The organism is Acuticoccus kalidii (assembly GCF_021556395.1).
Classification (GTDB): Bacteria; Pseudomonadota; Alphaproteobacteria; order Rhizobiales; family Amorphaceae; genus Acuticoccus; species Acuticoccus kalidii.
In genome coordinates this window covers 261,392-274,430 of the sequence record NZ_JAKGCS010000033.1, presented here as the reverse complement: position 1 = coordinate 274,430, position 13,039 = coordinate 261,392, and the positions used below count along the sequence as shown (strand labels likewise).

Annotated in this window: 12 protein-coding genes and 1 pseudogene; 2 read left to right on the top strand and 11 right to left on the bottom strand. The window is 65.7% G+C overall.

The annotated features are described in order from the left end of the window. Positions 1-33: 33 nt before the first annotated feature. Together L1787_RS19795 and L1787_RS19790 are read left to right on the top strand one after the other, a co-directional pair. A complete protein-coding gene (locus L1787_RS19795; RefSeq protein WP_235710832.1) occupies positions 34-330 on the top strand; it encodes an immunity 53 family protein in 297 nt (98 codons plus the stop codon). Positions 331-377: 47 nt separating this feature from the next. Next, a pseudogene (locus L1787_RS19790) lies at positions 378-1,137 on the top strand (IS5 family transposase). Between the two features lie 51 nt (positions 1,138-1,188). On the opposite strand, the gene lpxB reads toward L1787_RS19790, so the two are convergent. The 11 genes from lpxB to frr all read right to left on the bottom strand — a co-directional run bounded on the left by lpxB (position 1,189) and on the right by frr (position 12,849). Next, positions 1,189-2,322 (bottom strand): lipid-A-disaccharide synthase, encoded by a 1,134-nt coding sequence (lpxB, locus tag L1787_RS19785; RefSeq protein ID WP_235710831.1) that lies wholly within the window; start codon positions 2,320-2,322, stop codon positions 1,189-1,191. Beyond that, entirely contained in the window at positions 2,319-3,146 is an 828-nt protein-coding gene (locus L1787_RS26150; RefSeq protein WP_235710830.1) for an LpxI family protein, read from the bottom strand. Before L1787_RS26150 ends, lpxB begins: the two co-directional genes overlap by 4 nt. Then, positions 3,143-3,979 carry an acyl-ACP--UDP-N-acetylglucosamine O-acyltransferase gene (gene lpxA, locus L1787_RS19775; RefSeq protein ID WP_235710829.1) on the bottom strand — a complete coding sequence of 279 codons (837 nt, stop codon included), beginning with the start codon at positions 3,977-3,979 and terminating at the stop codon, positions 3,143-3,145. Before lpxA ends, L1787_RS26150 begins: the two co-directional genes overlap by 4 nt. Positions 3,980-3,986: 7 nt before the next feature. Continuing rightward, a complete protein-coding gene (gene fabZ, locus L1787_RS19770) occupies positions 3,987-4,448 on the bottom strand; it encodes a 3-hydroxyacyl-ACP dehydratase FabZ (RefSeq protein WP_439648310.1) in 462 nt (153 codons plus the stop codon). A gap of 70 nt (positions 4,449-4,518) precedes the next feature. Beyond that, positions 4,519-5,571, bottom strand: coding sequence for a UDP-3-O-(3-hydroxymyristoyl)glucosamine N-acyltransferase (gene lpxD / locus L1787_RS19765; RefSeq protein WP_235710827.1), 1,053 nt, complete (start codon positions 5,569-5,571; stop codon positions 4,519-4,521). Positions 5,572-5,678: 107 nt separating this feature from the next. Beyond that, on the bottom strand, positions 5,679-8,006 hold the full coding sequence (bamA, locus tag L1787_RS19760) for an outer membrane protein assembly factor BamA (protein WP_235710826.1): 2,328 nt from the start codon (positions 8,004-8,006) through the stop codon (positions 5,679-5,681). A 168-nt stretch (positions 8,007-8,174) separates the two neighbouring features. Further along, positions 8,175-9,308, bottom strand: a complete 1,134-nt coding sequence (gene rseP / locus L1787_RS19755; protein WP_235710825.1) for an RIP metalloprotease RseP — start codon at positions 9,306-9,308, stop codon at positions 8,175-8,177. 106 nt (positions 9,309-9,414) lie between these two features. Continuing rightward, positions 9,415-10,578, bottom strand: a complete 1,164-nt coding sequence (dxr, locus tag L1787_RS19750) for a 1-deoxy-D-xylulose-5-phosphate reductoisomerase (protein WP_235710824.1) — start codon at positions 10,576-10,578, stop codon at positions 9,415-9,417. Further along, entirely contained in the window at positions 10,575-11,516 is a 942-nt protein-coding gene (locus L1787_RS19745) for a phosphatidate cytidylyltransferase (protein WP_235710823.1), read from the bottom strand. Before L1787_RS19745 ends, dxr begins: the two co-directional genes overlap by 4 nt. Then, on the bottom strand, positions 11,513-12,256 hold the full coding sequence (locus tag L1787_RS19740) for an isoprenyl transferase (protein WP_235711028.1): 744 nt from the start codon (positions 12,254-12,256) through the stop codon (positions 11,513-11,515). The genes L1787_RS19745 and L1787_RS19740 overlap by 4 nt, the downstream gene beginning before the upstream one ends. A 38-nt stretch (positions 12,257-12,294) precedes the next feature. Continuing rightward, positions 12,295-12,849, bottom strand: coding sequence for a ribosome recycling factor (frr, locus tag L1787_RS19735; RefSeq protein WP_235710822.1), 555 nt, complete (start codon positions 12,847-12,849; stop codon positions 12,295-12,297). Between the last annotated feature and the right edge of the window lie 190 nt (positions 12,850-13,039).

Below are 13,039 nucleotides of genomic sequence, written 5' to 3'. Positions count from 1 at the left end.
CACACCTCGACAGCGCTCCGATAGCATAGCGAGATGGACGTTCTGGATTGGCTAGCCCAGTGGTATGAGGCGCAATGCGATGGGGACTGGGAGCACAGCTTCGGTGCTTCAATCGGCACCATCGACAATCCAGGCTGGTCGCTGAAGATCGACCTTGAAGGAACGGATTGCGACGGGCGGACGCTGGAGCGGATCTCGCACAATTGTGAACATGAAGCCGACTGGTGGATGTGTTGGACTGAGGGCAACGTGTTTCACGGCGCCGGGGGCGCCCTACACCTTCGATCGCTTCTTGAAGCGTTTCGAGATTGGGCGACCAAGCCTTTCTAGCTGTTCATAGGCTCTTCGGTCCTCACGACTTATGATTCACGCTCAGAATGAGCCGATACGACCTGACTGATTTTGAGCGGTGCGTGATCGAGCCGCCTCTGCCCAACAACCCCCGAGGCGTGCCGCGCGTCGATGATCGGCGCGTGCCAGACGGCATCTTCCGGGTGCTGCGTTCCGGTGCGCCGTGGCGGGACCAGCCGGAGCGTTACGGCCCACGCACCACCTGCTACACCCGCTTCGTGCGATGGCGAAAGGCAGGCGTGTGGGACCGGCTGAGGATACCACATCCGCCGCGCACGGCGGCGACATCTAGATGATCAACAGCACCGTTCGCGCCCACAGCAGGCCGCGACGGCAAAAAGGTGTGCAGATCATTGCCTCGGTCGATCACACGGCGGGCTCACGACCAGGATCCACGTCGCCGTCGATGCGCAGGGCCTCCCGATCCGGCTCGGCCTGACCGCCGGGCAGACGCACGACGGACAGATCGCTGACACGCTGCTCGACCACCTTGGCACACGTACAATTGTATTGGCCGGCTCGGCCTATGACGCTGACGGCATCCGCGAGCTGATCCAAGACCAGGTCGCCACGCCCAACAGCCCGCCCAAGAGCAACCGCCGCTGGAAACCCTGCTTCAGCAAGTGGCTTTACCGCGAGCGCAACCTGATCGAGCGGTTCTTCTCCAAGCTGAAGCACTTCCGCCGCGTCGCCACCCGCTAGGACAAGCTCGCTGCCAACTTCCTCGCTATGGTTCAGCTCGACTCAGTGCGCCTGTGGCTCCACGCTTATGCATCTACGGCCTAGCCTGTTTTTTGGTGACGTCGGAGCGCCGCGGCCGCGCCGCACCCGGGAGGATCAGCGTTCGGACAGAAGCGTCAGCACTGCGTCGGCGGCCCGCTCGGCCGGCGAATCTTCCACCCCCATCGCCGCGTCGAACGCGTCAAACGCCTCGGCCTGGCACGTCCGCTCCGGGCTTTCGGGGAGAAGCAGCGGGCCGAGCGCGGCGGCGAGCGCTTCGGGCGTCGCCTCGTCTTCCAGGAAGGCCGGGATCGCATTGCGCCCGATCACGATATTGGCGAGCACCATCGAGGGCGCGGTGACGATCGGCAGGACGCGGTGGAGGCGTTTCACCTGCCGATAGCCCCAGTCGAGCTTATATGCGACCACCATCGGCACGCGCGCGGCGGCAAGCTCCAGCGTCACGGTGCCCGACGCGGCGAGCGCCGCGCGGGCGGAACGGAAGGCCTCGCGCTGGCCTTCGGTGCCCGACAGGATCTCGGGCGCGAGCGGCCAGGAGGCGAGAAGCGCCTCGATCCGCGCGCGATGGCGCGGGACCGCAAGGAGGCGCACCGGAAGCTCCGGCCGAAGCCTTGCGAGCACATCGCCGAAGAGGGGCATCAGCCTATCGATCTCGCCGCGCCGGCTGCCGGGAAGGACGAGCAGCGTCTCCCCCTCTCCGCCGCGGCGCAGCGAACGGAGGCGCTCATAGAGCGGATGGCCGACATAGACGCATTTGGGCCCGCCGAGACGGGCATGGACCTCCGGCTCGAAGGGAAAGAGCGCGAGCACGAGGTCGACATAGGGCCGCATCGCCTTCGCCCGGCCCGGCCGCCACGCCCACACGGTGGGGCTCACATAATTGACGATCGGCACCGCGGGCATTGCCTTGCGAAAGCGCTTGGCGACGCGGTGATTGAACTCCGGCGCATCGATGATGATGAGGACGTCGGGTCCGAACTCGGCGACCGCCGTCGCCGTCTCCGAGATGCGCCTCAGGAGCTGTGGAAGGCGGCGGACGATCGCGTCGAACCCCATCACGGCGATCTCGTCGAGCGGGAAGATCGGCTGAAGGCCGGCGGCCGCCATATCCTCGCCGCCGACGCCGAACCAGGTGATCTCCGCCCGCTCGGCGAGCGCCGCCATCAGCGCTCCGCCGAGACGGTCGCCCGACTCCTCGCCGGCGATGATCGCGATCTTGAGCGACTTCATAGGGCGATCACGAAGGCGCGCGCTTTGTCGGCCGCTGCGATCATCGCCGCGCGCTCGGCAAGGATCGTGCGCCCCGCCTCCACGGCGATGCCGCCGAAACCGGCCGCAATCACCTTTTGGAGCGTGCCCGCGCCGACGACCGGAACGTCGGAGCGCATGTCCTGCCCGCGCTTGGCGCGTTTGACGAGGACGCCCGCGCCGCGTGGGGTGCGAAAACGCTTCGCCTCGCGCAGGCTCGCGCACCGTTCGAGCATGGCATCCGTCCCCTCCGCCGCCTCCACCGCGATGATCCGGCCTTCCGCGACGACGACCGCCTGGCCGATATCGAAGGACGCTGCGGCGTCGAGATAGCGGGTGCCGAAGGCGATATCGGCGCGCTGCGCCTCGCTCGGCCCATGTCGCCCGAGGAGGCCGGCCGGCGCCAGAAGCTCCGGCACGGCGTCCTCGACGGAGACGACGCGAAAGCCTTCCGCCTCGACGAGCGCCATGACGTTGCGCACGATCGTGTCGTCGCCACCGACGATGGCGCGCACAATCTTCGGCACGAGCTTCAGCGTCTCGACGTCACCCAGAATGCGGCGATAATCGGGGCGGGAGCGGATCGCGCCGAGAAACATGACGTCCCGGCAATTGCGGGCGGCGAGCATCTTGAAGAGGCGGCCGATCTGGCCGTAGCCGATCGGATGGGTCTCGATGCCGGCGGGCGCGGGATCGGCCTCCCCGTCGAGCGCGTAGACCACGACCTCGCGGCGCGGGGCGACCAGTGCGGCCGCCTCCCAGGGAAGCGCGCCGCCGCCGGCGATGATCGCGAGTGGCCCGCTCACACCCCGGCTTCGAGGAGATCGATTTCCGACTGGGCGTCGGTGTCGGATTTGGGAAGGGGATGGAGCAGCGGGCGATTGTGCCCTTCGGCGATGAAATCGACGATGCGGGCGACGAGCGGATCCTCGCCCATTGCCTCGGTCAACCGGGCGAGACGCTCGCGGAAGAGGCCCTCGCCCTCGAACAGCATGGCATAGGCGTCGAGGAGGGTGCGGATGTCCTGCCGCCCGAACCCGCGCCGCTTGAGGCCGACGAGATTGAGGCTATCGAGCCGGCCGCGATGGCCGATCACATAGGCGTAGGGGATCACGTCCTTCGTGACGCCGGAAAGGCCGGAGATGAAGGCATAGGCCCCGATCCGCACGCGCTGGACGATCGCCGCGCCGCCGCCGATCAGGACATAATCGCCGAGCGAGGCGTGCCCGGCGAGAAGCACATTGTTCGACAAGATCACATGATTGCCGACGACACAGTCGTGCCCGACATGGGCGCCGGCCATCAGGAAGCAATCGTCGCCGACGACCGTGCGCGCCCGGCCGCGCTGGGTTCCGGCATGGACCGTCACGTGCTCGCGCAGCACCGTCCGCGCGCCGATGACGACTTCGGTGCGCTCGCCATTATAGGAGAGATCCTGCGGGGGACCGCCGACCATGGTACCGGGAAAGAGGCGTGTGTCGGCCCCGATCGTGGTGTGGCCCGTCACGACGCAATGAGGGCCGATGGTGACGCGGTCGCCGAGGGTGACGTCACCGTCGATCACGGTGTAGGGGCCGAGCGTGACCCCCTCCCCGATTTGCGCCCCTTCGGCGACGATGGCCGTCGGATGGATGGTCACGTCCGTCTCAATCGCGGACGATCATGGCGCTGACGTCGGCCTGGGCGACGACCTGGTCGCGCACGATGGCCTCGCCGTGAAAGCGCCAGATGTTCCCGCGCTGACGCTCCTTCGTCATGTGATAGGCCACGACGTCTCCCGGAACGACGGGTTTGCGGAATTTCGCTTTATCGATCGTCATGAAATAGACGAGCTTGGGGCTTTCGTCCTGCCCCTGCGCGAGGACGCACAGGACGCCGGCGGTCTGGGCCATTCCTTCGATGAGAAGAACGCCCGGCATCACCGGCTCCGTCGGGAAATGCCCCTGGAATTGCGGCTCATTGATCGTGACGTTCTTGATACCGATTCCGAAATTGTCCTGATCGATATCGATGACGCGATCGATCATCAAAAACGGATAGCGGTGAGGCAGGTACTTGAGAACGTCGCGGATCTCGACCGTCTCGACGGTCCTTTTCGCCTCGGTCAGTCCGCTTCCTCCATCCATCGTCCTGTTGTCCGTCCCATGTCACGGTAAGCCGCCAACATAGGTGGACGGCTTATGAATTTGAAGCATCCGTCTTGCGCCGGGTGAGGCGCCCGATTGCGCGCCGCTCGGCCAAATAATCCCGTGCGAGCATCGCTGGATACCCCGCGTAACTCGCCCCGGCGGGAATGTCATCCCCAACGGCGGCCTTACCGGCTATGGATACACCACTTCCGATGGTCACACCGTCTTTCAATCCTGCATGTCCGCCGATGGTGACATAGTCGCCCATCGTGACCGATCCGGCGATGCCGGTGCAACCTGCGATCACGCAATGGCAGCCCATGACGACGTTGTGGGCGATCTGCACGAGGTTGTCGATTTTCGTGCCCTTGCCGATCACGGTGTCACGGCGCGAGCCGCGATCGACGGTCGAATTGGCGCCGATCTCGACATCGTCCTGAATGATGACGGAGCCGACCTGCGGCACCTTGCGATAGCCGTCCGGGGTGCGGGCGAGGCCGAACCCGTCCTGACCGATCCGAACACCCGGATGGATGATGACCCGATCGCCGATATGGACGCATTGGAGGGTGGTGTTCGCACCGATCGTGGTGTTGCGGCCGATCGTGCAATTGGGACCGATCACGACGTTCGGACCGATCACCGAGCCGCGCCCGATCTCGACGCCGCGCGAGATGACCGCGAACGCCTCCACGATGACGTTGGCCTCGAGCCTGTCCGGCTCCTCGACGATGGCGCTCGCCGCGATCTCGCCGCCGGCGCGGGCGGTCAGCGGGCGCGGCCGCATCGCCGACGGGTGAAAGAGGCCGGCCGCGAGGCCGAACGCGTTCGCCGGATAGGGCGTCAGGAGCGCCACCGTCTCGGCGGGAACGATATCGGCGAAGCGCGGATGGCAGAAGACGGCGCCGGCACGGGTCTCTTGCAGCATCGTGCGCATCTTCGCGTCGCGCAGGAAGGTCACGTGCTCCGGCCCGGCGCTGTCGAGCGGCATCACGTCGGACATGATCCTGTCTCGCGCGGCATCGTCGACGACGGCGCCGACCGCATCGGCGATCCGGCCAAGGGTCTGGGGCTCTGCGGGCGGAAAGAAGGGGCTCGACATAGGGTCACGATCCACGTGTAGGGCCACGATCCGTTTCGCTTAGGATCCGTTTGACATGAAAACGCCGCCGAAACCGGCGGCGTTTTCGAACAATGTTGTTCGTTCGATCAGAACTGCGTGCCACCCGAAAGGCGGAAGACCTGGGTCTTGTCGGCATCGTTCTCGATGAACGGAACCGCGAAGTCGGCACGGATCGGACCGAAGGGCGACTTCCACATGAGGCCGAGACCACCGGAGGCGCGCAGGTCGAAGTCGTTCGACACGATCGTCGAGGAGCCGCCATTGCGCCGCACGATGTCCGGGTCGACGCCCCAGAGCGAACCGGCGTCCGCGAACACCGCGCCCGACAGGCCCACCTCGGGCGGCAGGAACGGGATCGGGAACGTCGCCTCGGCGGTGCCGACCATGTAGTAGCGGCCACCCAGCGCATCGCCGGTCGCCTTGTCGCGCGGACCGATACCCGAGGACCGGAAGCCGCGGATCTTGCTGCCGCCGACGAAGAACTGGTCCTGGATGCGCAGGTCGTCGTTGAGCGCCTGCATCGCACCGCCCTCGAAGCTCAGCATGCCGACGATACCATAGGCCGGGAGGACCTCCTGGTAGTAGCGGGCACGGGCCGTGTTGCGCCAGTAGTAGGCGTCACCGCCGAGACCGGCGAACTCGGTCGTGAAGTTCGCGTAGATGCCCTCGCTCGGATTGTACTGGTCGTCGAGCGAGTTGTAGATCAGCGAGGTGCCGAGGGCCGACGTCAGACGGTCGCCGTTCGATTCGCAGATCGCGCGCGGGAGCGTCGGGTTTCTGCCACCGCAGTCGCCCTCGTTCACGTTCACGTTCCGGGTGAACAGGTTGTAGAACACCTGGATCGAGGTCTGCTCGGTGATCGGCAGGCCGAGACGCAGCGTGCCACCCGTCTCGTTCATGTCGTAGGCCTGGGTGTCGCTCTCTTCCGACAGGCGGGTATAGAGGTCGAAACCACCCGAGATCCGGCGACCGAAGAGGTACGGCTCGGTGAACGAGAACTCGGCGTTCTGCGTGTTCTCACCACCGCCGATCGACGCCTTCACATACTGGCCGCGGCCGAGGAAGTTGCGCTCTTCGATCGACAGATCGCCGATCACGCCGTCCGAGGTCGAGTAACCGATACCGAAGGAGACCTTACCCGTGGCCTGCTCGACGACGTAGACCGTCACGATCACGCGGTCGGGCTCGGAGCCTTGGGTCGTCGCGATGCGGACGCTCTCGAAGAAGCCGAGTGCACGCAGGCGACGCTCCGCCCGGTCGAGAAGCACGCGGTTATAGGCGTCGCCTTCCGCGATATCGAACTCGCGACGGATGACATAGTCGCGCGTCGTGGTGTTCCCGACGATATCGATCCGCTCGATATAGGCCTGGGTGCCCTGGTCGACGCGATAGACGACGTCGATCGTGTTGGTCTCGAAGTTGCGCTCACCCGTCGGCACGACGTTCGCGAAGGGATAGCCCTGGCGGTTCGCGGCGAGGGTCAGCTCTTCGAGCGACTTCTCGACATTCTCGGCCGAGTAGCGGCGGCCGGGACGCGTGTCGACACGGCGCTGCAGCTCCTCGGGATCGAGGTCGGCGAGGGTCGTGTCGACACGGACGGTGCCGAACTCGTAACGCTCGCCCTCGTCGAGGGTGAAGGTGATGTAGAAGGAGTTGCGCTCGCGGTCATAGTCCGCCGTCGCCGACAGGATGCGGAAATCGGCGAAGCCACGGTTGAAATAGAAGCGCTTCAGAAGCTCCTGGTCGACATTGAGCCGCTCCGGATCATACGTGTCCGTGGACCGCAGGAAGCCGAGAAGGCCCGTCTCCTTGGTGCGGATGACGTCGCGCAGGCGCGCATCCGAGAAGGAGCGGTTGCCGATGAAGGTGATCCGGTCGACCGTGGTCTTCTTGCCTTCGTTGATGTTGAAGATCAGGTCGACGCGGTTCTGGCCGCGGTCGATGATCTCCGGCTCAACGGTCGCAAGATAGTTGCCGCGACGGCGATAGACCTCGAGGATCTTCTGCGTGTCGGACTGGACACGGCTCCGGCTGAAGATCGCGCGGGAGCGGCTGTCGACGGTCCCCTCGAGGATCTCGTCGGAGACGCGGCGATTGCCTTCGAAGGAAACCCGGTTGATCACCGAATTCTCGGTCACCCGGACGACGAGTGAGCCGCCTTGCTGGGTGATCGAAACGTCCTCGAAGAGGCCGGTGGCGAAGAGCGTATCAATGCTCTCGCTCACATCGCCGGGGCCGTAGCTGACCCCCGGTTTGATCGTGACGTAGGCGCGGACGGTGTCTGCATCGACCCGTTCATTGCCTTCCACCACAATGCGGCTGGCGACGGCGGCAAGAGCCGGCGCGACGACGGTGAAGGTACACGTGCCTAGAACGGCGACGAGAACCAGCGCTCGGAAAAATGTTCGCATCATGGGGCCCGGACAAAAGAACATGGTCGGGACGGTGCCTCGCTTTCGACATGGGCCGCGAAGTGGTGACGACCCACGACAGCTATGCGCAACCGAGCCTGGCAGAACAAGGCAGTAGGGCTGCCTTCAGGCCTGTTTGCCCCCCGACCGTTGCGCAAGAGCAACGCCTTTCTAAGACGTAAGGTGAACGATGTCGTTGAAAGTGGCGAAACCCATTAACAAAAGCACCAGCGCCAGACCGATGCGAAACCCCACGTCCTGCGCGCGTTCCGACAAGGGTCGTCCCCTCACCGCCTCGATCGCGTAGAAGAGAAGGTGCCCGCCATCGAGCATGGGAATGGGCAAAAGGTTAATCAGCCCGATTGAAACCGACAGCATCGCTGCGAGGCTGAAAAGAGCCGCGATTCCGAGCCCCGCGACCTCGCCCGAGACCTGGGCGACGCGGATCGGCCCGCCGAGCTGGCTCGCCGACTGGGTGCCGGTGATGATTCCGCCGACGACCTCGACGGTGCGGGTCGTGATGTACCAGGTCTCCCCGATCCCCGCCCCGATGGCCTGGATCGGTCCGAGATATTCCCGTGGGATCCCTTCAGACCCGACATCGCGCCGCACGCCGAGAACCCCCGAGGTGTAGGCATTGCCGAACGGATCCGTCATCTCCCGCCGCTCGGGCGTTGCGGTGAGCTGCACGATCTCGCCGCCGCGATCGACGGTGAACTGGAGCTCCGACCCCGCCGCGCTCGCGACACGGCGCTGAACGGCCGAGAAATCCCGCACGGAGTTGCCGTCGATCGACAAAATGACGTCGCCGGGCTCGAAGCCGGCCTCGGCGGCGGGGCTCTCCGGCTCGACGGCGGAGACGACCGCGTCGGCGACCGGCCGCCCGCTCAACATGAAGAAGAGGGCGAAGATCACGATCGCGAGAAGGAAATTCGCGATTGGCCCGGCCGCGACGATCGCAGCGCGCTGCCAGAGCGGCTTCAGATAGAAGCTCGACCGGCGCTCCGCCTCGCTCATCTGCTCGATCGCCTCGCGATCGGGCACGCTCGCGGCATTCTCGTCACCGGCGAACTTGACATAGCCGCCGAGCGGGATCGCCGACAGGCGCCACCGGGTGCCATGTTTGTCGACCCGGCCGAACAGCTCGGGCCCGAAGCCGATCGAGAAGGCGTCGACCGCGACACCGCACCAGCGGGCCACCAGAAAGTGCCCCATCTCGTGGATGAAGATGATGATCCCGAGCACGAACAGGAACGGCAGGATGTAGCCGACCGCATTCGTGGCAAGGTGCGAAACCCATTCCATGTTGCAACCTACTGTTCGAGCCAATCGAACGTCGCCGCGTCGACGGCACGCTTATCGTCACGTATGGGCGGTGCAGAACTGCATCCACCCGGTGGCACCAGCCTTGTCAGGTCGTGACGGCCGCCGCCGATGCCAACTGCGCAAGGCGTCGCGCCTCGCGGTCGGTCGCCTCGACATCGTCGAGGCTGTCGCACGAGAGGGAGAGACCCGCGATCGCATCGAGCGTGCTTTCGACCGTGCGCGCGATGTCGAGAAAGCCGATTCGCTCGGCGAGAAAGGCCGCGACCGCGACCTCGTTCGCCGCGTTCAGCGCGTTGGTCGCGACATTGCCCGAGCGGAGCGCCTCGCGGGTGAGGCGCAGCGCGGGAAAGCGCTCCTCGTCCGGCGCCTCGAACGTGAGCGAGCCGCACGCAACGAGATCGAGCGGCGCGACCGGCGCCGGCCCGCGAGCCGGATAATGGAGGCAATGGGCGATCGGCGTGACCATCGACGGGTTCGACATGTGCGCCAGGCACGAGCCGTCCGAATAGACGACCATCCCGTGCACGATCGACTGGGGATGCACGACGACGCCGATCCGCTCCGGCCCGACCGGGAAGAGATGGTGCGCCTCGATCACCTCGAGACCCTTGTTCATCATCGTCGCCGAATCGATGGTGATCTTCGCCCCCATCGACCAGTTCGGATGCTTCAGCGCCTCTTTCGGCGTCGCCCGCTCCATCGCCTCACGCGTCGCGGTGCGGAAGGGGCCGCCGGAAGCGGTCAGCACGATCTTGGTGATCGCCGCGTCGGCCGCCGGCTCGAACACCTGGAAGATCGCGTTGTGCTCCGAATCAACCGGCAGGACCGTCGCCCCGCGCGCCCGCGCCCGCGCCATCACGACGTCCCCGGCCGCGACGAGGCATTCCTTGTTGGCAAGACAGATGATTCGCCCCGCATCCACCGCCGCGAGCGCCGGCCGCAGCGCGGCAAAGCCCGGAATGGCGACGATGACGCGATCGGCGTCCATCGCGGCGAGCGCGGCGAGCGCGTCGGCACCCGCGTCGCTCGCGAGGCCGGATGGCTTCAGCCGCGCGGCGAGCTCGCCCCCGGCCGAAGGATCGGAGACCACCGTCATCTGCGGCCGGAAGCGCTCGGCGATGGCCGCGAGGGCCGCGACGTCGCGATTGGCGGCGACGCCCACGAGCTCGAACGGGCCGGCGGCGATCGCCTCCAGCGCCGATGTGCCGACCGATCCGGTCGCCCCGAGAAGCACGACGCGCGTCGTCATGAGCGCCCCAACAGCATGAGAAGCCCGCTCGCCGGAGTTTCCCCCGAAACGGCGCTTCCGAGAAGGACCGTGACGAACACCGCCGCGATCACCCCGTCCACCCGGTCCATCACCCCACCATGCCCCGGAATGAGCGATCCCGCATCCTTGATCGCGAACCGACGCTTGGCCGCCGATTCCAAAAGGTCTCCCCCCTCCGCCGCGGCGGCGATGAGGGCGGCGGCGAGGATCGTCGCGATCCCGAGCGGGACGTTGAGAAAGGCCGCGACCAGCGCCCCGAACAGGACGCCCGCGACGAGACCGCCGAGTGCGCCGGACCACGTCTTGCTCGGCGACACGCGCCGCCACAAGCGCGGCCCGCCGATCTTGCGGCCGACAAAGAAGGCGAAGATATCCGTCGCCCAGGCGATGAGGAGAACGAAAATCACCGCGCCGAACCCGTCATCGCCCTTGCGCAGCTCGATCGGCGCGATCACGGCGATCCCGCAATAGAGCATCCCGACCGTGACCCATCGCACCGCGATGTCGAACCGGTGACGCGAGGCGACGGCCATCGCCGCGATGGTGGCGAGGAGGAGCGTGCCGAGCGCGAAGACGACCGATTGAACGAGCGTCGCGACGGCAACCGCGCCTATCCCGATGAAGGCGACGGCGCGCAACACCGTGAGCCCTCCCGCCCCGATCATCCGCATCCACTCGTGAAGGACGAGAAGACCGGCGACCAGAACGAGCACGCCGAAGGTGATTTCGTCATACCAGGTGAGGAAGAGGACGATCGGAATGAGGATGACCGCCGACAACAGGCGCAACCGCAACTCGCGCTGAAAGACGAAGCGCGCGCGCAGCGCCCTCACCCGCTCGCGGATCCGGGAGGGGGGGCGCGGCGGGACTTGTTTGGTATGATCCGTCGGGTTGGTGCGCCGGCGAAATCGCTTCATGATTCCACGATCGATTCCGGAACGGTGCCGAAGCGCCGTTCCCGCTTCGCATATTCCGCGAGCGCCTTGTCGAATTCGTCCTCGCCGAAATCGGGCCAAAGCACCGCCGGAAAGACATACTCCGCATAGGCCGACTGCCACAGCAGGAAGTTCGAGATCCGCTTCTCGCCGCTGGTGCGGATGACGAGATCGGGATCACCCCACGCCCCGGTGTCGAGGTAGGAGGCGAAGCACGCCTCGTCGATCGTCGCCGGATCGAGTTCACCGCTCGCGGCCGCCTCGGCCATGCGCCGCGCGGCGCGAACGATCTCGTCCCGTCCGCCATAATTGAAGGCGAGCACCAGGCGCAGGCGCGTGTTGTGGCGCGTGCGCTGCTCGGCGTCCTCGATCATCTGCAGAAGGTCGGGATCGAGCTCGTCCCGGCAGCCGATGACGCGGATATTGACCCCCGCCTCGACCAATTCGCCGAGATCGCTGCGGATGAACCGCCGCAGGATCGACATCAATTCGGAGATTTCCGACTTCGGCCGCCCCCAATTCTCGCGCGAGAAGGCGAAGAGGGTGAGCGTTCTGATCGACCGTTCGCCGGCATGGCGCACGATCCGCCGCACCGCCTCGACCCCCTTGTGATGGCCGAAGGTTCGCGGCATCCCGCGCTGTCCGGCCCAACGGCCATTGCCATCCATGATGATGGCAACATGCCGCGGGACCCCCACATGCGGATCGTCGCGTTGTGGCATCACGAGCGGCTCGGACGCGAGGGGGTCATGACTCACTGTCAGATCTGCGAAATCTCTTGCTCTTTGGAAGCGAGGACCTGATCGATCTCGGAGACCTTCTGGTCCGTCAATTTTTGCACTTTATCAGACAAGGCACGCATTTCGTCCTGCCCGAGACCATCTTTCTCGGCTTTTTTCACCTCTTCCATCCCGTCCCGGCGCACGTGACGGACGGCGACGCGCGCCGCCTCGGCATATTTATGCGCGACCTTGATGAGCTCCTGCCGGCGTTCGGCGTTGAGCTCGGGGATCGGAATCCGCATGAGCTGCCCTTCGACGACCGGATTGAGGCCGAGGCTCGATTCGCGGATCGCCTTTTCCACAGCCTGGGCCATCGAACGGTCCCACACCTGCACGGTGACGAGACGCGGCTCCGGCACGGAAACCGTGGCGAGCTGGCTCAACGGCATGTGCGAGCCGTAAGCATTGACGGTGATGGGCTCCAGCATCGACGAGCTGGCGCGGCCGGTGCGGAGGCCGGACAATTCCTGCTTGAGGACTTGGATCGCGCCGTCCATCCGCCGTTTCAGGTCATCAAGATCAACCGCGTCCATACCGTATTTCCTTCCGCATCGTTCTTATCGGAGCGCCCGAGATGGCGGCCTTCGTATCAAGGACAGTACCATTCGGGCAATGTGGAGTTTTGACGAGGTTATATGTCGTCCCCTCGTCGAGCGCCTATTGAAAAAGACAAAGACGGGTTCCGCCCAAGGGGCGCACACGCCAGAGCGGCGCCGTCCTGCG

Excerpts from the sequence above, each read along its gene's own strand:
- lpxD (WP_235710827.1), bottom strand. The coding sequence starts at position 5,571 with ATGTCGAGCCCCTTCTTTCCGCCCGCAGAGCCCCAGACCCTTGGCCGG.
- lpxB (WP_235710831.1), bottom strand. The coding sequence starts at position 2,322 with ATGAAGTCGCTCAAGATCGCGATCATCGCCGGCGAGGAGTCGGGCGAC.
- bamA (WP_235710826.1), bottom strand. The coding sequence starts at position 8,006 with ATGATGCGAACATTTTTCCGAGCGCTGGTTCTCGTCGCCGTTCTAGGC.
- L1787_RS19745 (WP_235710823.1), bottom strand. The coding sequence starts at position 11,516 with ATGAAGCGATTTCGCCGGCGCACCAACCCGACGGATCATACCAAACAA.
- dxr (WP_235710824.1), bottom strand. The coding sequence starts at position 10,578 with ATGACGACGCGCGTCGTGCTTCTCGGGGCGACCGGATCGGTCGGCACA.
- L1787_RS19795 (WP_235710832.1), top strand. The coding sequence starts at position 34 with ATGGACGTTCTGGATTGGCTAGCCCAGTGGTATGAGGCGCAATGCGAT.
- frr (WP_235710822.1), bottom strand. The coding sequence starts at position 12,849 with ATGGACGCGGTTGATCTTGATGACCTGAAACGGCGGATGGACGGCGCG.
- rseP (WP_235710825.1), bottom strand. The coding sequence starts at position 9,308 with ATGGAATGGGTTTCGCACCTTGCCACGAATGCGGTCGGCTACATCCTG.
- L1787_RS19740 (WP_235711028.1), bottom strand. The coding sequence starts at position 12,256 with ATGCCACAACGCGACGATCCGCATGTGGGGGTCCCGCGGCATGTTGCC.